This is a genomic window from Povalibacter sp., from assembly GCF_036520495.1.
Lineage (GTDB): Bacteria > Pseudomonadota > Gammaproteobacteria > Steroidobacterales > Steroidobacteraceae > Steroidobacter.
Genome location: NZ_DATDJO010000063.1, coordinates 65,628 through 84,618 on the forward strand (window position 1 = coordinate 65,628; position 18,991 = coordinate 84,618).

Here is an 18,991-nt window from a genome sequence, read left to right on the forward strand (position 1 = left end):
TTGCCGCGGCACTCGCAGGTTTATACAGTGGGAACCGATCCCGCACCGTCCCGCCATTCATGACTCCCAACTCGCAGAATCCGTCGCCGCAACTCAGTGAGCGACTCGACCGAACCGCAATTCGCACAGTGTTCGAAAGCAGCGGCCGGGTGCATGTACCCGGCATTTTCACGACGCAGTCCGCGACACGCACCTTCCATGCGCTCGAGAGCGAAACACCCTGGCAGATCTCACTCAATTCCGGCGAGCGCAATGTCAACCTGCCGCTCGAACAACTGCGCCTCACGCCGCCCGCTGATCAGGTGCTGCTGGTAGATACCGTCCATCGGGCAGCCACGCAGGGCTTCCAGTATCTCTTTGCAAGCTTCCCATTGTTCGATCTGCATCTTGCCCGGCAATTCCCTGGCCATTACCTGATGCGGGTCTGTGAGTTCCTGAACTCGAGCGAATTTCTCCAGTTCGCGCGTGAAGCCACCGGCTTCGACGACATCAATCTGGTCGATGCGCAGGCCACGCTGTTTCGTCCCGGGCATTTCCTGACGGCGCACGATGACTTTCAGGCTGGCAAGGAACGCCTCGCTGCCTACGTGCTGAACTTCACGCCGCGCTGGCGTGTCGACTGGGGCGGAATACTGCAATTCATCGACGTCGATGGCCATGTCGCCGAAGGCTTTACGCCCGCCTTCAATGCACTGAACCTGTTGCGAGTACCGCAGAAGCACTGCGTCAGCTATGTCACGCCCACCGCCGAGGTCGGTCGCTACAGCATCACCGGATGGCTGCGACGCTCATGACTCCATTCGCACTCTCGTCGCCGCTCGATGCGGCCGCTCTCGCAGGCGAGTTCGCGCACCACGGACGGGTGCGTATCCGGAATTTTCTCGCGGCGAGTGCCGCGGAGCGTCTGCATCAATGCCTGCTCGATGAGGTGCCGTGGAAGCTCGTGTGCGACGAGCGCGGCACAGCGGTCGTACTGAAAGACGCCAGCCGCGTAAGCGAGCAGCAGATCATGCCGGCCGTGATCGGCCAGGCGCGCGATCGATTCCAGTACCTCTACTGCAGCTACCCGATGGTCACGGCCTATCTGCGCGGCGACGACCCGGGATTGCTCTTGCATCGCGTGCTCGAATGGCTGAACGAACCGCGGCTGCTCGAACTGATTCGCGACATCACGGGCATCACTACCCTGCGCAAGGCGGATGCGCAGGCAACGTGGTATCGGCCCGGTCACTTCCTGACGCTGCACGACGACGGCGGCGCGACCGGCGAGATGCGGCGCGTGGCTTACGTCCTGAACCTGACACGTCGCTGGCAGGCCGACTGGGGTGGTCTGCTGCACTTCGTCGACGAACGCGGCGACGTGGCTGCTTCCTGGCGCCCCGAGTTCAATACGCTGGTGCTGTTTCGCGTACCTGTCCGTCACACGGTCAGCCAGGTTGCTCCCTTCGCCGGGGAGCCGCGTTTTGCGATCACCGGATGGTTTCGCGACTCATGAAAAAACGGGCGGCTCTGTCACGAGAGCCGCCCGCATTGCGAGTTACGAATCAGAACCTCATGCGGAATGAACCGTACGCGAAGCGACCCAGCATGTCGTAGGTCGATGGATCGCCGTTCTGGTCTACACCGAAGGTGATGAGCGGTGGATCCTTGTCTTCGATGTTGCGCACGCCGACCGAAAGCTCGTAGGAGTCGTTGATGTTCCAGACCGCGCTGACGTCGTGATAGAAATAAGTCGGCGGCGCCAAGTAGTCCGAATCATCGCCGAAGTCCGGAATGTTCCCCTGGTTGATCATCGCGTTGATGTACTGCAGGTTGTAATTCACGGTGACCGGACCGAACGGATACGACAATCGCAGGTTCGCCTTGTACTCAGGGAACGAACCGAGAATGTTGTAGCCGCCCGATGATCCCTTGTAGTCGATGCCGTCGAGCACGTACTTGTCCAGGTACGTCAGCAGCATCGTCGCACTGAGCCCCTTGCCGACAGGGATCATATAGTTGAGCTGCAGATCGACACCGGCAGTCTCCAGTTCCGACACGTTCACCGTCGGCGCATTCACCTTCAATTCGCCGGATGCGTCACGGTAGATGAGCGGCACACCGAGCGTTTGATCGAAGCAGGCAGCGCTGGTCAGATCCTGCGCAGCGAAGCAGCCGTCGATGATGCCTTGCGCGCCGCCGGCCAGCGTATTGATGTAGTCCTCGACCTTGATCGACCAGTAGTCGACCGATACCGAGAGCCCGCTCGCGAATTCTGGCGTGAACACCAGGCCGATGGTGTAGGTATCCGACGTTTCTTCCTGCAGATCAGGATTGCCGTAGAAGAACGTTTCCACCTGCACGTTGTTCTGGATGAAGCTCTCTGTATCGGGAATGCCCTGCTGCGCGCAGAACGCCGCCGTCGCCGGGTCATCTGCCGGAACCAGTTCCGCGCAGGGATCCGTGTACTGCGGGAATCCCTGGTCGCCGGCCTGGAACAGCTCGAACACGCTCGGCGCACGGTTGGCCCGTTGATACATGCCGCGGAAACGCAGACTGTCGATGGGCTTCCAGTCCAGGCCGCCCTTGTAGGCAACGACATCGCCGATCGACGAGTAGTCTGAATAGCGAGCGCCCAACTCCATACTCAGCGATTGCACCGCAGGCAGATCTCTCAGCAGCGGCACGATGGCTTCAAAGTACAGCTCCTTGACGTTGAACTCGCCATCGATCGGTTGCTGCGCGTTGAAGCCGAGAATATCGCCGTCCTCCTTCGACTTGTCAGGAGTGAACGATGAGGAGTCTTCACGCCATTCGGCGCCGACCGCAAATCCCAGCGGGCCGGCAGGCATCTCGAACAACGTTCCGTTGATCGAGCCGCCGACCGTGTTGCGCTCGAACACCAGCGTGTCTGTAAAGTTGAGGCGGATGAAATCGGCGGCGGCCGCCGAGATATTGCCAAGACCGAACGGATTCACCGGGACGCAATCCGGCTGGAAGCGGATGTAGTCGGCAGGGCAGCCGGCGATGCCCGCCTCGAACCGCGAGCGCGACACGTCGTTCGTGGTGTAGTTGACGAATTCGGTGCGACCGAACTGATAGAAGGCATCGTACTCGAAGTCCTTCACGCCGAGATCGCCGCGCAAGCCGACTGTGATTTCCTCCAGCTTCGAGCGGTTTTCCTGCAGACGGGCGCCGACTTCTGACATACGCCGACGGAAAATGGCAACGCCATCCGGATCCGGCCTTGCTGCCAGCAATGCCTGCGCGCTCGGCGACAACAGCGGGCTGTCCGGATACACGTTGACCGGCGTGGCGGGAGTCGGCGCGAGCTGCGCGGAATTCTGACTGTCGACGTACAACAACTCGGTGTACGCCTGCACGTTGTCGCTGAAGTCGAAGTGACCCATCGCGCCCAATGTGATCCGTTCAGCGGGCGTCAGCAGGTAGTTCACCGGCGGGAAGTTGTAACGATCACCGCCATCGGTGGCATCGAGCGTATTGACGAATGGACGCACCGAGCCATCGGTGTTGAACGCGCGGTTGCTTCCCGTGGCAAATGGATTGCCAGGCAGGTTGTCGAGGCGCCCGGCTTCACCCGTCGCAGAACCCGGTGGATCATCGATGTTGATACGCGTCACATCGCGCGCGGACTGCAGCACGGACTCGCGTTTGTAGAAACTTGCGAAACCGGTCATGTTGCCGCGGTCATCCGCGAAATTGCCGCCCAGCAGGAAGTCGACCTGATAGTCAGCGCCATCGCCATGCGTGGACTGGCCGTACTGCATTCCCAGATCGACGCCTTCGAAATCATCCTTCAGGATGAAGTTCACGACGCCGGCCATGGCGTCAGAGCCGTACACCGCGGATGCGCCGCCCGTCACCACTTCGACACGCTCGACCAGACGCGTGGGAATGTTGTTGAGATCGACCGTGCCGTCGTTGACCGACGGATTGAGACGGCGACCGTTCAAGAGCACCAGTGTGCGGGTGGGACCCAGGCCACGCAGATCGACTGTCGCGGTTCCGTCCGACGGATTGTTGGATGAAGCCGACAGGCCGGGCACCACCTGTGGCAGCGCATTCAGCACCTGATCGATATTGAGACTGCCCGTGGCCTTGATCGCATCCGCAGTCATCGTGGAAACGGGACTGATTGCCTCGTAGTCCTTGATGCGGATACGCGATCCGGTCACGACCACTTCCTGGATGTTCTCGTCCTGCGCCTGTACCGGCATCGCAATCATTGCTGCCGCACTGGCCAGCAATGTGTAATGAACCGCGCGCCTAACCGATTTGCTCGCCAACATTTTGAATACCCCTCCTGCGATTGGGTGTGGACCGGAGGGCGGAATTCGACATTGGGCAATCCCGCCTCTCGCAGCAGGCCATCGCGGAATTTCTTCGCAAATGATTCCGGCAGCGTCCTGATGTGGCGCGGAACGTACACCCAGGGCCGGCGCGAAAGTACCTAAGTGCGCAAACGCACAACAAAAACGCGAGATCTGCGACGCGTTTCGCGGAACGGAGCATCAAACGCGCGACGATGTCGCTAATAAGCAACAAAACGTCTTCATTAATGGGATTTGAGCATCAAAAGAAGGGCTTTGTAGCAACGAATCAAAGACCCCATCGCACATGTGCGCGAACGATCAACGCATCGCGGCGCCACCCCAGATGCATTACCGCCACACGATTCCGCATGTCATCCCACGGGGCACATGCAACGTGGATCGACGGGCAGGCACACCCGCGATCCTCTGGATTCCACGGGTCGCTCAGACCACGGAATCCGACACCGAAGCGCATTCGCTCATTGCGGCGCCAGTCACTTCAGACGGGTGACCCGCGTGGATCGCCCGGACTTGGTGACAAGCAGAAAAGACCCCAATGCGGCGGGCTTGATCGTGACTGAGTCGCCGACCTTGGGCTTCACACTGGGTTCGAGTTGTTTCTGAGCCCATACCTGTCCGTTGTCGAGCGTCACGACAAACTCGCCGTATGGCCTCTTCTCGGCCTTCATAACCTGCGCGTCCAGACGCTCGAGCGCCGAGGTCTCCGCTGCCTTGCGATCCAGTTCGGCGCGCGCAACGTCGCCGCGATAGCCGAATTTCTGCTCGGACGTTGCAGGCACTGCCGGTGAAGCAGCCGGGACAGCAGCAACCGGTAGCGACTTCATTGCAGCGTCGTAGCACTCCAGGCGCCTCTCGTCATCCGTCTGCGCGGGACAAGCGCGCAAGTCAGCGAGGGGATCGCCCGCGAACGCTGATTTCGTCGTTGCTACACAGAGGGCCACGAATACAAAGGCAGACAGCTTTGGAATCACGCGGGGTCTCCGTTCTCAGCAATGCACATCAGATCGACCATTCCGGCTTGCGCCCGCTGTGGGCGTCAATCGCAGCGAACAGCGCAGTCACCAGATTGCGCTCCTCTACTGTAAGTTCCGGGCGCCACACGTCGAACAGCAGTATGACCCGTGTCTGGTCGCTATCGTTCCACGCCTCATGTTCGACGGTGTCGTCAAATAACCAGGCCTCGCCGTCTTTCCAGACACGTGTATCGTTGCCGACGCGCAAACGACAAGAGCCGGGCACGATGAGCGGCACGTGGCAGATAAGCCGCGTATTGACCAGACCGTTGTGCGGTGGAATATGAGCGCCCGGCTTGAGCAATGAGAACAGTACTGACGGCGAACGATTCGGCACGCACGCCAGCGGTACATTGCGCAAGGCTGCCATGGTTCTGGGACACCGCTTGGCGTTCTCCTCGACGATATCGCCATTCTTCCAGAGGTAGAACGCACTCCACGCAGGATTGTTGAGCATGCCCATCTGTTCTTTGCGTGGACGATTGGTATCGCCTTGCACATAGGGCGCAAAGGCTCCGGGGTCGTTCAGCACGCCGAGCAGTTCCTCGCGAAAGTCCGCGGCAGCATTCTCTACTGTGGTCAGCCACGGGAACGGCTCCCGTCCATAAAACTGGATCTGCGGCAGTCCGGGGAAGTAGTAGTACCGCGGCTCCTGGACGAAAATCTTTTTTCTGCCGAGGACGATGTCGACGGATTGCGCGAATCGCGCACTCGATTTGGCCGCATCGAACCCACGTACGGCCAACTGGTCCACGATGTATTGCTGATAGTGCGCGGAATACTGATCACAGATTTCCCGGGCACGCCGGACCTCCGTAGCCAGATCGGGCGGTAACTGATCTGCGGGAGGCGCGGCGTGAATGGCAGCAAGATAAAAAGAGGTCGCTGACCGCACGTCGCCTGCAGCAGCTTGATCGTCCGCCTTGAGAATGAGCCCACGGACGTTGCGAGGGTCGACCTGCAACAACCGGTCGAGCGCTGCGGCCCGCCCGGCACGGTCACGCAGCACCGTGCAGGCATGCACCAGGCCCAGCAGAGCAGGGATCGGTGTTTTGGCAGCCGCAAGCGAGCGCGTAAACAAGTCCCGCGCGTGGGCAGCATTGCCCATTCGCAACGCTTCGACACCGGCTCGCAGATCGTCATCGGTAGTTGGCATGGACAGCGACGGTCGGGTTCGCGCAAGGAAGTGTGAAGTATGACGCACGGACCGTGCACGCGTGTAGTTACGCCGCGATGCGGCTCATGGTTATATTGCCGGTGGCAATTCGCAGCCAGCTCATCGTATACACCGTAGTCATGGCAACAGATCCGGCCACCCTGCATCAGTCAGCACGACGCGCCATGTCCGCAGGCGATTTCGCCGGCGCGCAGGCCCTGCTCACGCAAATCGTACAGATCGACGGAAAAAATCTCGCCGCCTGGCTCGGGCTCGCCGGTGTGCGACGACAGTTGAACGACCGAGACGGCGCCTATCAGGCGCTGCGCGAGGTGCTACGCATCGAGCCACGGCATTTTCACGCCCTGCTCATGATCGGCTCGCTGCTCGAACTCGAAGGGCATCTGCGTCGGGCAGCGACCAGCTACGGCGCCGCGCTGGCCAATGTACCGCCCGAACAATACCTCGATGCAGCCACGAAGCAGGCGGCGGCGCATGCACGGGAAGTACACGAACGCCACACGCGCGAGCTAGGTCAGTACATTCACGATCATCTTGCCGATGCCCGCAGTCAATGCACGCCGGCGGAGCAACGCCGCATCGATACCTTCATCGGCACGACCCTTCGCACCCGCATGCGGTATCAGCAGGAGCCCTCGGATTATTTTTATCCTGGACTGCCCGCGATCGAATTCTACGAGCGCGAAGAGTTTCCGTGGCTGGCCGATTTCGAAGCGGCGACGCCGGCCATACAGCACGAGTTGGTCTCGATTCTGCGCGAGGACCAACGGGGATTCGCACCCTACATCCACTACGACGACCATCTGCCGCTCGACCAATGGCGTGAACTCAACCATTCACCTCGCTGGACTGCTTTCCACTTCTTCGACAAGGGCACGCGTATCGAGGAACGCTGCCGGCGCGCGCCGGCGACGATGCAGGCGCTGACCTTGGTGCCGCAGCCGCAGGTACGCCTGCGCTCGCCGACAGCGATGTTCTCCGCCCTGCAGCCGCAAACGCGCATCCCTCCTCACACGGGGGTCGCCAACTTCCGGCTGGTGTTGCATCTGCCGTTGATCGTACCTGCGGGCTGCGGATTCCGCGTCGGGGGCGACACGCGACAATGGCGCAGCGGAGAAGCCTGGATCTTCGACGATACGATCGAACATGAAGCGTGGAACGACAGCGACCAGACACGCATCGTTTTTATCTGCGACGTATGGAATCCGCGCCTCTCACCCGAAGAACGGATTACCATCGACCGCATCATCGGGGCCACCGACGCCTTCAACGGCACGAACCTCTCAAATCAGATCTGAGCGCGAGGCCAGACCGTGTTTCTGAAGATCCGCAATCTGCTGATGGCCACCGAAATCGAGCGGTTGACGCAGCTGAGTCACGAGTTGCGCTTCGTCGACGGACGAGCGAGCAATCCCGCCAATCTGACCAAGAACAATCAGCAGGTCGATACGGCAGATCCCAGATACGCAGAGTCCGTGCAGGTCGTGAGCGCCGCGCTGTCGCGTTCGCGCGAGTTCATGGACTTCGCCCTGCCCAAACGCGTGGCTCCGCCGCTGCTCAGCCGCTACGAGCCGGGCATGCAGTACGGAGCACACGCAGATGCGGCACTCCTCCCCGTCGGATCTGCGCGACTGCGCTCCGATCTTTCCTGCACGGTATTCATCAACGATCCGTCAGCGTATGAGGGCGGCGAACTGGCCATCTCCATCGGCAATCAGCGCATCCCGTTCAAGGGCAACAGCGGCGAAGCGATCATTTATCCGTCGACGACCCTGCACGAGGTGATCCCCGTGCGTGCGGGCCAACGCCTCGTGTCGATCACCTTCATCGAGAGCTACATCCCGGATCAGCATCAGCGCATGCAGGTGTACGAACTCAATGAAATTGCGGCGCTCGAAGGCAAGGCGATGCAATGGGAGAGCCGCGTACGGCTCGATGTGGTGCGGCAGAATCTCATGCGAATGTGGTCGACGACCTAACCCTGCCCGCCTCCCGCGCGCATTTTAGTCTCGACGATCACGCTGGCCGCGATCAGCTGAGCGAGCACGCCGCGCAACTCCGCCGGGTCGACACTGGTATTGCGCGCCAGTGCGTCCCCCAGCGAGAACAGGCGCTGCTTGAGGATCCATTCGACCGTCGGATGCGTCGCGCCGAGATCGATCTCGCCCTCTTCAAAGACTGCGACGTAGCCACTGTCGCGCCGCACAACCTGCGCACGCCGTGCGATCGAGTACCACACCGGCGACGGCTGCACCGGCAACCCATAGTCCGCGCTGGCGCCCGCCAGACCGCGCTGGTGGTTCAGCACGTCCGTCGCAAACGCCTGTGAGGTCATCACTGTTTTGATCCTCTCGCCCAGCAGCGCGAGCCGATCTCGGAGCTCGGCCGGATTCCGCGCATCCGGCAGGTACTGTCGGAATGCGCTTTCCTGCGTCACCACACTCTCCAGGAGCTTGAACAACGCCAGCCCGGTGGCCGGCGATACTCCGAACGAGACATGGAGGGATGCCTGCGCACCAGTGAGTGCGTCGTGATACTGGCCGCGCGGCAGATAGAGTATGTCCCCGGGCTTCATGTCAGCTTCAAACAGCAGCGGCCCGCGACTCGTTGTCAGCCATTTCTCGATCTCGTCGCCGGGTGGCAGCGGCACAACGGGCGCATCTGCCCGTGCCTCATAAACGCGCCATGTCTTCTCGCCTTCCACCTGCAACGCAAACACGTCGTGCAGATCGAAATGAGTTCCGAATGCCTGCACGCCCTTGAAGGAACAGTAGACATTTGCGGCCACCCGAGCGGCGAACTCGCGTTCGAGCACATGAGCGATCGTCGCGACCTCCGGGCAGATGCGGTGAACGTGATTCGCAATCAGGCTCGCCCCCAGCCCCAGCAATGCCTTGACCTTGGCAGGGTCGGCCGGCGCCTTGCCCCCTGGGCGCAGGTCGCCCGTGTCGCAGTAGTTCTCGCGCAGCGCGGCGCGGTTCCTGAAATAGACCTTCAGCGTGTCCTCGTTCCAATACGGCGTGATCCCGAGGAGTTCGTTGAACCGCTGCCAGCACAGGATTGCCGACCGACCCGCCGCCTCGCGGCGAATGTGGACCGGGCGCCTGCCAAAGTATTGCGATCGGAACGTGTCCGCATCGAACGGTGCGATGAAGCCGGCAAGATCCTTCATGGTGTCACGCTAGCATCGGCACTCCGTGCATGTCGAGAAGGCACCTGGCATGGCTCCGCGCCCCCGAAAGCATCCGCGTGATAGCGGCGTGGACACTCGCCAGCCTGCGCGGTTTTCGACACCTAGGCAGCCATGAGATGCGCGATGCATTCATGCGCGAGACAATCGCACGTATTCCCGGAGTGCGGCGCGACCCAACAGCGCTAGAAAGCAGCAACATCCGTCATGCTGGCGTCCCTGGCACCGACATTCCGTGGGTGTCAGGGGAGGATCATTGCGTTGACACCCGCGTGACGCCCATGTTTTCTTCGATCCATGCAACACGATGAGGAGACCGGCCTGCCAGTACGCGCGGCCTTGCATCCGACAGGCCTGTACGTGGCACTGCGTCCGATTGATCGCGCGCAACTGCAGGATGCCTTCATGCAGGAAACGGTCGCGCGCGTTCAGGCGCCGGAGCGTGTCGTACAGATCCCACGGGAGCTCATTGGTCGGCCGCCACGCGGCACGGCACCGGCCGGTATCGTCTTTCACGTGGCACGCTGTGGCTCGACCCTCATCTCGCAATCGCTGAAGCGCCTGGATGATGTCGTCGTGTATGCCGAACCGCAGCCAGTGAACGAACTGCTTGCGCCTCCGCATCGCTGGAGCGCCAGCGACGTGGCCGCGGCGCTGAACTCGCTTGGTGCCATCTTCTCACGACATGCTCGGGGTCCTTACATTCTGAAACTGAGCAGCTGGAATACGTTGTACTGCGACGTGGTGGCCGCCGCCTTTCCGCAGACGCCCTGGATCCTTAGTGTGCGCGACCCAGTGGAAGTAGGAGTATCGCTGCTCGCAAGCCCACCCGGCTGGTTCAGCGCGGGCAACGATACCGGGCGCGGGCTCACGGCCCGCGTCGATCCCCATGGCACCAGCACATCTCGCGAAGAGCTTGTCGCCAAAGTCTACGGCGCCTTCTGTAACGCGGCCTCGCGGCTCGATGCCAGGCGGGGACGAATAGTCCCGTACGAGGCGCTGCCGTCCGCCATCTGTGACATGGTTGCGCCGCATTTCTCGCTCCCAGTCAGTGACCGGCAACGCGACCAGATCGCCGCAGCGGCACGCGGTCACGCCAAAGCCGCTGTCGGCAAGACTTCGGCATTCGTTTCCGATGTGGCAGCCAAACAGCAGTCAGCTTCCGCAGCACTGCGGCGGGCCGTCGACTCATTCGCCCGTCCGGAACTCGATCGCCTCATGCAATTACACGCGGCTACAATAGCCAGGTGAGTACCGTCAATTTCGATCAACAAGTCCGCCTCGCTCGCGAGTTCATCCAGCTGGGACGACTGCCGGAGGCTGAGGCGCTCTCCGTACGATTGACTCAAGTGAATCCCGGGGTACTGAGTGCCCTGCTCGCCAGCGAAATCGAGGAGGCGCGTGGCGATTTTCCGCGCGCGCTCGACACAGTTACCACTGCGCAAACGCAGCACGGCGAGCATCCGGCGTTGCAGCTCAAGCGCGCGCAGATCCTGCTGGCGCTGCGCCGTCGCAGCGAAGCACTGAATGCTGGCGAGCGTGCCGTCGAGATCGCACCGGCGGAATCCAGTCTGCTGTCGGCGGTAGCAGCGTTGTACATGCAAACCAACGATGCTCGACGCGCCAAGTCCTTGCTATATCGCGCCCTGGAGTTGACGCCGGACGATCCGAAGCTCCTTTATACGGCGGCGTTGAGTCACTTCTATCTGAACGAAACGGCTGAGGCTGACGCGCTGCTGGTCCGGGTTCTCGAGATCGCGCCTGGCAACGGCTTTGCGTGGCACGTGCGCGCGCAGCTGAGAGCCGCGACACCAGAGATGAACCATATCGCCGATCTGCGCGCGACCCTGGCACGGCCTCAGCTGCGCGATATCGACCGGATGCTGTCGTCCTACTCGCTTGCGAAAGAACTGGAGGACCTCGGCGAATACGCATCTTCGTTCGAGGCGCTGTCGTCAGCCAACCGCATCAAACGGTCGAGTCTGGACTACGACGTCGGCAATGACGTCCGCTCGATGCTGCAAGTCGCGCAGCACTACACTGCTGAAGCGATGCAATCTCTGCCCGTAGGTGATCCCACACCGGGCGCAATTTTCGTTCTTGGCATGCCACGCACTGGCACCACGCTGGTGGAACGGATGCTCGGTAACCACTCGCAGGTCGCTTCGGCAGGCGAGGCCGTGGATTTTCCTGAAGAAATGGTTGCAGCCGCCCGCACCGCTCACGCCCGGCTGGGACTTGCGGATCCGGATCTGCTTCGAGCATCACTGCAGATGGACTTCGCCGATGTTGGCCGTCGTTATCTCGCTGCGGTCCGGGAGCTGTCTGGCGGTGCGCGCTACGTGATTGACAAACTGCCGTTCAACTTCCGCTACTGCGGCCTGATCCATGCGGCACTGCCGCATGCAGCTATCGTGCACCTGACGCGCGATCCGATGGACACTTGCTACGCGATCTTCAAGACGCTGTTCATCAATTCGTATCACTTCTCCTACCAGCTCGACGAACTCGCCGAGTACTACATCGCGTACCGCCGCATGATGGATCACTGGCATACCGTCATGCCGGGAGTCATCCTGGATGTTCGCTACGAGGATCTCGTGTCCGATCCCGGAACGCAGAGCCGCAGGCTGCTGGAGCATTGCGGACTGCCGTGGGAAGACGCCGTGCTGGAGTTTCATCGCTCGTCGAAGGCGTCGACGACCGCCAGCGCGGCGCAAGTGCGGCGGCCCATCTACCGCTCCTCGATCCACAAGTGGCGGCATTTCGCGCGGGAGCTGCAGCCTGTACTACAACGGCTGGCAGCCGCCGGACTCGTGGACGCGGAAGGCAATCCGCTGCGCTGACTCAGGAAAGCACGGCCGCTACGGCCTCGTGCGTCTGCGCCAACCGGTCCAGCCAGTCGCGACCGCGACCGATCTCCACGCGATGTTCGCGACGCGTCTGTTCCAGCACCTGCTGTCGTAAAGCCGGCCCATACGGATGTTCGGGTGCCTTGGAATAGCGCATCAGAACCGGACTGCCTGCAAGACGCGACACGGTTTCTTCAGCGGCTGCCAGCCCAAACTGGCCGAGCACCCGGCGCATGCCGTCTGCGATATTGCCCAGGAACTCATCGAAATCGACCTGAAGCACTTGCGCGGGAAATTGCGTCACTACCTCGTGTTGGCACAGGGATTCGGCCAGCCAGCTCATGGCCGCCATTTCGCCCGGCGTCAGTTCGTACAGTGGCGTCAGTGGACCGAGGCGTGCGCACAGCCGCTGGATGCGGCCCGGCCCATGACCGCGCAGATCCAACGGAGAGTTTGCGCCCGCCAGCAGCGTCGCGATGGCCGACTCCGCGCACTGATTGACATAGATAGCGCGCACCCCTGGCTGAGCCAGGAGCGCGGGCGCGAGCCGTCCGGTACTGCTCGTCGCCTTGAGGATCACGCATTTTGATGCGGTGTAACCCCGGCTCCACAATCGCGTCATTCCGGCGAGCAGCGCATTGAAGCGCTCGGGCGACAGCAACGATTCCGGGCGATGCAGCACATCCAATGCTTCGGCGAGCGTGCGCAATGGCAGCGGCTCGCGCAGCGGCAGCACGTCGTCGGCCTCGTCGAGGAGGCGACTGATGAGCGTCGATCCGACATGCCCCGTGTGAAAGATGAAATGCAACGGCCGGGGATTCTCGACTTGCCGGGCCGCCTCCAGCACCCGATCTATCGGCAGCCAGCCACCGCGTGTCGCCGGACCGAGGATGCGGTCATCCAGAAAGCTGGCGTCACGGTACGCTGCCTGCGTGAATTCGATCGCCAGAAGGGCGTCGCGCACCACCTCCAGCTTCTGCGGGTAAACATCGGGCGTTGCGGTCAGTCGTGCCAGCAGGCCGGCAGCGGTCATGCGTTGTTCGTTCTGCATCTCTCTGGCGCAGCGGGCATTTAGGATTCGCGGAAGCTTACGCTGTGCGGCGCGGCGATGGACACTTGGCGCTCTCCATGGGTAGCCTGCCGACCCGCATCCCAGTACTTTCGTGAATCCCGCATCTTCTAATGAAACTCCAGTTTCCGTTCATGCAGTTGCCCTTGAGCTTCGATGCAGCGGCGCTCGAAGCCGAGGTGCGCGCGATCGAGGAATCGGCTTGGCGACCGCATCCGCAAGGGTATCCGGGCAATGATGCACTGACGTTGATCACCACCGGTGGTGATCCGGACAGTGACGCTGTGGCCGGTCCCATGCGTCCGACGCGACACCTGGAACGCTGCCCGTATCTCCAGCAGGTGCTGGCCAGCATTGGCGCAACCTGGGGACGCACCCGTCTGATGCGCCTTTCGGGTCAGGCAGAGGTCACCCCGCACGTCGACGTGAACTATTACTGGCGCGAGCGCGTGCGTGTCCACGTGCCGATCGTCACCCAGCCGACGGTGCGCTTCAGCTGCGGCGATGCCACCATCCACATGCCCGCAGGCGAGTGCTGGATCTTCGATACCTGGCGCCTGCACAACGTGATCAACGATCACTCGCTGCCGCGCATTCACCTGGTTGCCGATACGGTCGGCGGCTCGGATTTCTGGCGGCTGGTTGCCCAGTCACGCCCTCATGGGCGGCCCGGCCCCTGGCAGGCGAACTTCGTACCGCGCACATCGCAGGCGCAGCCTGCACTCGACTTCGAGTCCGAAAACGTACCGCTCGTAATGACGCCCTGGGAGATGCGCGCGCACATTGCCTTTGCACTGAGCGAGTCGCAGCCACACCCAGCCATTTCGATAGTGAGCCAGCGCCTCCTGACGCTCGTGCGCGATTGGCATGGCCTGTGGTCTGCATTCGGCGAGCGGAGAGAAGGCTGGCCTCGCTATCGGGAGCTGCTCGAGAGATCGCGCACTGAGATTGTCGCTCTGGGCGCAACCACCATCGTGCTGGCCAACGGCGTGCGGCTGATGGAAGCCCTTGAGGCGTGGGTGTTGCAGCCCGCGCTTGCTGACCGGCGCAGCAACGTGGATGCCGAAACGCGGCCGCGTCGCGAATCGCGCGTCGCAGCCATACCAGCGGAAAGGGCTACCCTGCGCGACGCCGTCTTCGATCGGCCCGTCTTCATCGTCAGCCCGCCGCGCTCCGGCTCGACGATGCTCTTCGAAACGCTTTCGCGTGCGCCTAACCTGTTCACGATTGGTGACGAGAGCCATCAGTTGATCGAGGGCATTACGGAGCTCAATCCCGCATCGCGCGGTTTCGAATCGAATCGGCTCCTTGCGCAGGATGCCACGCCAGCCATTGCCGAAGTGCTGCGCCGCCGTTTCTACGAAGCACTGCGGGATCGTGAGAGCCGCCCACCGGTACCAGGTCAGCGCGTGCGGATGCTCGAGAAAACACCGAAAAACTCGTTGCGTGTTCCGTTCCTCGCCCGGGTTTTTCCGGACGCGCACTTCATCTATCTGTATCGCGATCCGCGCCAGGTGCTCTCGAGCATGATTGAAGCCTGGTCGACCGGACGCTTCCGTACTTACCCACGGCTGCCCGGCTGGAGCGGCCCGGATTGGTCCCTGCTGCTGGTGCCAGGATGGCAGGCGCTGGCGGGACGTCCGCTGCACGAAATCATCGCGAGCCAGTGGCAGACCACTACGCGTTTGTTGATCGAGGATCTGGAGGCTCTCCCGGCCGAGCAGTGCACGATAGTCCGCTACGACGCGCTGCTGGCGGATCCTGCGTCTGAAATGCGCCGCTTGTCGGGGGCGGTGGGACTGGAGTGGGACGAGGCTGAAGTGTCCCTGCACCTCTCCCGATACACCGTTTCGACGCCACACGCTGACAAATGGCGGCGCCACGCGGCTGAGATCGAGGCCGTACTGCCGGAACTGTCCGCGCAGATTGCGCAGGCCAAACACTTCGCAGCACGCTAAAAAAAAACGGCGGCCCCTTGCGAGGCCGCCGCCGGGTTTCACACCAGTTTCAGATCGGGTTTACAGCGAGACCTGCCCGCGCAGGAAGATCCAGCGACCCAGCGCTTCGTAGGTCTGCGGGTACGTATTACCGTTACCCGTGGTACCCACGGCCGAGGACAGCGGCGGATTGTCGTCCAGCACGTTATTGATGCCCAGCACGATCGACGCCTTCTCGGTGACGCTCCAGTTCGCCGCGAGGTCGAAGTAGCTCTGCGCCCCCAGCTTGTAGTCGATGTTGTTGGTGATCTCGTTGATGTTCTCGACGGCATCCAGGTAACGCCAGGTGAGCGACACGTCCACGCTCCATGGCGACGACCAGCCGACGCGGAAGTGATGACGCCACTCGGGCTTCGGCGTGCCGCAAGTGGAACCGGAGAACTTGCCGACGCACTCCACCGCTTCGATGCCCGGGCCCGGCTCAGTCAGCAATTCCTTCAGCAGCGTTCCGCTGAGGTTGAAGTTCAGCGCACCGAATCCACCCAATTCGACGCCGGAGTAGCTCACGCTTAGGTCATAACCCTTGGTCGAAAGCGAACCGATGTTGATGTTCAGGTCTTCGATGAAGCCGTCACCGCGCCAGTAGTTGCCGTTGGCATCGCGGTTGACGCGAGAGCACGCTGCAGCGTCTGCCTGGAAGTAGCAAGCATCGAGCGTGTTTTCGGCACCGAACGTGGAGATCGTGTCGTCGATCTTGATGTCGAAGTAATCGACGGACATCTGCAACTTCGGCAGGAAGCTCGGCTGCAGGACGATACCGTAGGTGTATGTGTCCGACTTTTCAGGCGTGAGCTCCTGATTGCCACCCTGCAGGAAATTGTACTGTCCGGCCGGGCTGTCGAGGCTCGGCGAGCGCAATTGTCCAGCAGGCACACCCGTTGCCAAGCAGGCCGCGTCAGAGGCCGCCGCGGCGGTGCCGGCGAGGTCTGCACCGCAAGGATCGCCCGGCAGGTCGAACAGGTTGAAGCCCTGCGCCGTGAACAGCTCGACGATGTTTGCAGCGCGGATCGCGCGCTGGTAGCTGGCACGGAAGCGCACGTCTTCGATCGGTGCCCAGTCCATACCGACCTTGTAAGTATCGGTCGAGAGGTCGTCATAGTCCGAGTAGCGATAGGCCAGCTCCACACTGAGCTGATCGGCGAAGGGCTTGTCCTGCACCAGCGGAGCGTTGATTTCCGTGAACAGGTCCAGCACCTTGGTCGAACCGGCGATACCGATCGTCGGACCACCCGTGCCAGACAGCAGGAACGAAGCCAGCGCGTCGTCAGTCACGTTGTCGATGTGATCCGTGCGATGTTCGACACCAACCACCATCTTGATGCTGTCGGAGGCCGCCGGGCTGATCAGGCCGATGCCGCCGAGGTCACCCGTCACCGAGCCGGAGTAGATTTCCTGCTCGATGGTGCCGCGCTGGATGCCCGGCACCTGCAGATAGCCGAGGGACTCGGGCGTCACACCGCCGATCTGGAAGGGATTCCACGGCACGCAAGCCGGGTCGGTTCCGTCAAGCACGGATTTGCAAACGGGAGCTCCCGTTACCGGATCAGCGACCACCTGCAGCGATCGGGGAATGCGTAGTTTGTGGAAGTAGTTGTTGGTCGTCGGCGCGCTCTGACCCTTGGAATACTGCATGTAAACGTCGTAATCCCAGTATTCCGCGATCGGGCCTTTGACCCCAACGACGCCACGGAAACTGCTGTTCGAGAACCGATCCTGACGCCCGCCGCCTTCAACGTTGCGACGAGCAATGTACAGCGTGGCGTCGTCGCCGGCCGCGATCATCGCTGGCGTACATCCGATCGTGGCTTGCTGCTGCGCCGACAGGAGCGGGTTGTCACAGTTGACGGTGTTCGAATCGAAGAAGTTGCCGCCAGGGGCGATCTGCGCCACCGACTCGTAGTTCGTGTACATGAGCTGGGCGTACACGTCGGCGTGCTCGGCCAGCTCATAGTGACCAACCGCACCCATGGTGTATCGACGGTCCGGCCGCTGGTAGTAATTCGTCGGACCGAAGTTGTACAGATCCGTGTTCTCGTCGAAGGGCCGGAAGGTGTTGCCGGTCCCCGAGTCGATCGTGAAAGCCTCTCCACCCGTATAGAAGTAACCCGGGAACGATGTCGGCGAACCGCCGCATGCAAATGATGTCTTCGGATTCGCGACCAGTGAGCACGCGGAATAGTCGCGATCACGCTGCAGCACCGCCTTGTTATCGCGCACGCCACCGTAAAGTGTCACGTTACCGCGACCGTCGCCGGTGCTGGCACCCACCACGAAATTGAATTCCCTCGACTCGCCGTCGGTCACATTGCTCTTTGGAAGTGCGAACTGTTGCGGGTTCCCCTGGGCGTTCGCCGCAATCACATCACGTAGCTTGGTCTGGCCTGGGCCATTGAAGTCGTTGTTGTGCTGGTAGAGGCCGTACTGGGCGTCGAACTGCACACCTTCGAAGTCCTTCTTCATGATGAAGTTGACGACGCCGCCGATCGCATCCGATCCATACACGGCAGAGGCGCCGCCGGTCAGGACTTCGACGCGCTCAACCATCGCGGCCGGAATCATGTTGAGGTCGGGTGCGGCCGATGCCGAGGTCACGCCGCCGTATGGCATACGACGACCATCGACCAGCACCAGGGTACGCGGCGAGCCGAGACCGCGCAGGTCGACCGTGGCAGTGCCAGTGGAGCCGTTCGCAACAGTCGCGTTCTGCGCAGCGAAAGCTTGCGGCAGCTGGTTGATGAGATCTTCCACCCTCGTCACGCCCTGGACAGCGATGTCCTCCGCAGTCACCTGGGTGACCGGGCTGGTCGTGCTCATGTTCGGTTGCGCGATGCGCGAACCGGTAACCACGACCTCCTGGATCGGCGTATCTGCAGCGTTCGCGGAAAGCGAAACGATTGCTGCGACAGCGGCACCACTACATAACGCGTAGCGTACGGCTTGCTTTACTGAATTATGCTTCTTCATCTAAGTATTCCTCCTGCGAGAGGGAATGATTTGAGTGTGTATTGACTGCTTGTCAGTCCTCGATCCCGTTGCATGGAGTCGTACTTGCGAGTGCACCAATAGCAACACCCGCGCCCTTCCACCCCATGCGTGGCGTTGAGCATACAACCTAAGGATTAGCAATTGGTAGCCAGCTCCCCTGTTTGCCGGCAACAAAATCTAGGTTTTTTCAATATCTGCGGCGACGAGGCGATGCAAAGAACGTTGTATACCGTATCGTTGTTACAACAACGCACAAATGGTGATGTAACGGTGCAAGCAACACCTGCGAATGGCCACGAAGGTGCATCACGCGCTGTATACAGTCGACCCCCATCCAGCAGTGACGCCGCGGTCCGCAGTGTTGTCGCGGAAAT

At 61.6% G+C, this 18,991-nt stretch carries 13 protein-coding genes; 7 read left to right on the forward strand and 6 right to left on the reverse strand.

Annotated features, from left to right (window positions below):
* Nucleotides 1-59: 59 nt before the first annotated feature.
* Nucleotides 60-794: a 2OG-Fe(II) oxygenase gene (locus VIZ63_RS21570; protein ID WP_331611866.1), complete on the forward strand. Its 735-nt coding sequence runs from the start codon at nucleotides 60-62 to the stop codon at nucleotides 792-794.
* On the forward strand, nucleotides 791-1,495 hold the full coding sequence (locus VIZ63_RS21575; RefSeq protein WP_331611867.1) for a 2OG-Fe(II) oxygenase: 705 nt from the start codon (nucleotides 791-793) through the stop codon (nucleotides 1,493-1,495). Before VIZ63_RS21570 ends, VIZ63_RS21575 begins: the two co-directional genes overlap by 4 nt.
* Nucleotides 1,496-1,544: 49 nt before the next feature.
* On the opposite strand, the gene VIZ63_RS21580 is transcribed toward VIZ63_RS21575, so the two are convergent.
* From VIZ63_RS21580 to VIZ63_RS21590, 3 genes are all read right to left on the reverse strand, one after another.
* Entirely contained in the window at nucleotides 1,545-4,289 is a 2,745-nt protein-coding gene (locus tag VIZ63_RS21580) for a TonB-dependent receptor (RefSeq protein ID WP_331611868.1), read from the reverse strand.
* A 518-nt stretch (nucleotides 4,290-4,807) separates the two neighbouring features.
* The gene (locus VIZ63_RS21585; RefSeq protein ID WP_331611869.1) at nucleotides 4,808-5,305 is read right to left on the reverse strand and encodes a hypothetical protein; all 498 of its coding nucleotides are present in this window, start codon (nucleotides 5,303-5,305) and stop codon (nucleotides 4,808-4,810) included.
* 28 nt (nucleotides 5,306-5,333) lie between these two features.
* A complete protein-coding gene (locus VIZ63_RS21590) occupies nucleotides 5,334-6,503 on the reverse strand; it encodes an aspartyl/asparaginyl beta-hydroxylase domain-containing protein (protein WP_331611870.1) in 1,170 nt (389 codons plus the stop codon).
* A 140-nt stretch (nucleotides 6,504-6,643) separates the two neighbouring features.
* Here VIZ63_RS21590 and VIZ63_RS21595 point away from each other — a divergent pair, with 140 nt between their 5' ends.
* Nucleotides 6,644-7,822, forward strand: a complete 1,179-nt coding sequence (locus VIZ63_RS21595; RefSeq protein ID WP_331611871.1) for an aspartyl/asparaginyl beta-hydroxylase domain-containing protein — start codon at nucleotides 6,644-6,646, stop codon at nucleotides 7,820-7,822.
* 15 nt (nucleotides 7,823-7,837) lie between these two features.
* The gene (locus VIZ63_RS21600; RefSeq protein WP_331611872.1) at nucleotides 7,838-8,503 is read left to right on the forward strand and encodes a Fe2+-dependent dioxygenase; all 666 of its coding nucleotides are present in this window, start codon (nucleotides 7,838-7,840) and stop codon (nucleotides 8,501-8,503) included.
* On the opposite strand, the gene VIZ63_RS21605 is transcribed toward VIZ63_RS21600, so the two are convergent.
* Nucleotides 8,500-9,696 (reverse strand): cupin domain-containing protein, encoded by a 1,197-nt coding sequence (locus tag VIZ63_RS21605; protein WP_331611873.1) that lies wholly within the window; start codon nucleotides 9,694-9,696, stop codon nucleotides 8,500-8,502. The genes VIZ63_RS21600 and VIZ63_RS21605 overlap by 4 nt on opposite strands.
* Before the next feature lie 315 nt (nucleotides 9,697-10,011).
* On the opposite strand from VIZ63_RS21605, the gene VIZ63_RS21610 reads away from it, so the two are divergent.
* On the forward strand, nucleotides 10,012-10,965 hold the full coding sequence (locus tag VIZ63_RS21610) for a hypothetical protein (protein ID WP_331611874.1): 954 nt from the start codon (nucleotides 10,012-10,014) through the stop codon (nucleotides 10,963-10,965).
* Nucleotides 10,962-12,560: a tetratricopeptide repeat-containing sulfotransferase family protein gene (locus tag VIZ63_RS21615; RefSeq protein ID WP_331611875.1), complete on the forward strand. Its 1,599-nt coding sequence runs from the start codon at nucleotides 10,962-10,964 to the stop codon at nucleotides 12,558-12,560. The genes VIZ63_RS21610 and VIZ63_RS21615 overlap by 4 nt, the downstream gene beginning before the upstream one ends.
* A 1-nt stretch (nucleotide 12,561) precedes the next feature.
* Here the strand turns inward: VIZ63_RS21615 and VIZ63_RS21620 are convergent, their stop codons facing one another.
* On the reverse strand, nucleotides 12,562-13,599 hold the full coding sequence (locus VIZ63_RS21620; RefSeq protein ID WP_331611876.1) for a hypothetical protein: 1,038 nt from the start codon (nucleotides 13,597-13,599) through the stop codon (nucleotides 12,562-12,564).
* Between the two features lie 149 nt (nucleotides 13,600-13,748).
* On the opposite strand from VIZ63_RS21620, the gene VIZ63_RS21625 reads away from it, so the two are divergent.
* Nucleotides 13,749-15,593 (forward strand): sulfotransferase, encoded by a 1,845-nt coding sequence (locus VIZ63_RS21625; RefSeq protein ID WP_331611878.1) that lies wholly within the window; start codon nucleotides 13,749-13,751, stop codon nucleotides 15,591-15,593.
* Nucleotides 15,594-15,653: 60 nt separating this feature from the next.
* Here the strand turns inward: VIZ63_RS21625 and VIZ63_RS21630 are convergent, their stop codons facing one another.
* Complete coding sequence (locus tag VIZ63_RS21630; protein ID WP_331611879.1) at nucleotides 15,654-18,596, reverse strand: TonB-dependent receptor plug domain-containing protein; 2,943 nt, start codon at nucleotides 18,594-18,596, stop codon at nucleotides 15,654-15,656.
* Between the last annotated feature and the right edge of the window lie 395 nt (nucleotides 18,597-18,991).

What these genes read in the sequence shown, in the direction of transcription:
- VIZ63_RS21580 (WP_331611868.1), bottom strand. Translation starts at nt 4,289, where the DNA reads ATGTTGGCGAGCAAATCGGTTAGGCGCGCGGTTCATTACACATTGCTG.
- VIZ63_RS21610 (WP_331611874.1), top strand. Translation starts at nt 10,012, where the DNA reads ATGCAACACGATGAGGAGACCGGCCTGCCAGTACGCGCGGCCTTGCAT.
- VIZ63_RS21595 (WP_331611871.1), top strand. Translation starts at nt 6,644, where the DNA reads ATGGCAACAGATCCGGCCACCCTGCATCAGTCAGCACGACGCGCCATG.
- VIZ63_RS21590 (WP_331611870.1), bottom strand. Translation starts at nt 6,503, where the DNA reads ATGCCAACTACCGATGACGATCTGCGAGCCGGTGTCGAAGCGTTGCGA.
- VIZ63_RS21625 (WP_331611878.1), top strand. Translation starts at nt 13,749, where the DNA reads ATGAAACTCCAGTTTCCGTTCATGCAGTTGCCCTTGAGCTTCGATGCA.
- VIZ63_RS21605 (WP_331611873.1), bottom strand. Translation starts at nt 9,696, where the DNA reads ATGAAGGATCTTGCCGGCTTCATCGCACCGTTCGATGCGGACACGTTC.
- VIZ63_RS21575 (WP_331611867.1), top strand. Translation starts at nt 791, where the DNA reads ATGACTCCATTCGCACTCTCGTCGCCGCTCGATGCGGCCGCTCTCGCA.
- VIZ63_RS21570 (WP_331611866.1), top strand. Translation starts at nt 60, where the DNA reads ATGACTCCCAACTCGCAGAATCCGTCGCCGCAACTCAGTGAGCGACTC.
- VIZ63_RS21630 (WP_331611879.1), bottom strand. Translation starts at nt 18,596, where the DNA reads ATGAAGAAGCATAATTCAGTAAAGCAAGCCGTACGCTACGCGTTATGT.
- VIZ63_RS21620 (WP_331611876.1), bottom strand. Translation starts at nt 13,599, where the DNA reads ATGACCGCTGCCGGCCTGCTGGCACGACTGACCGCAACGCCCGATGTT.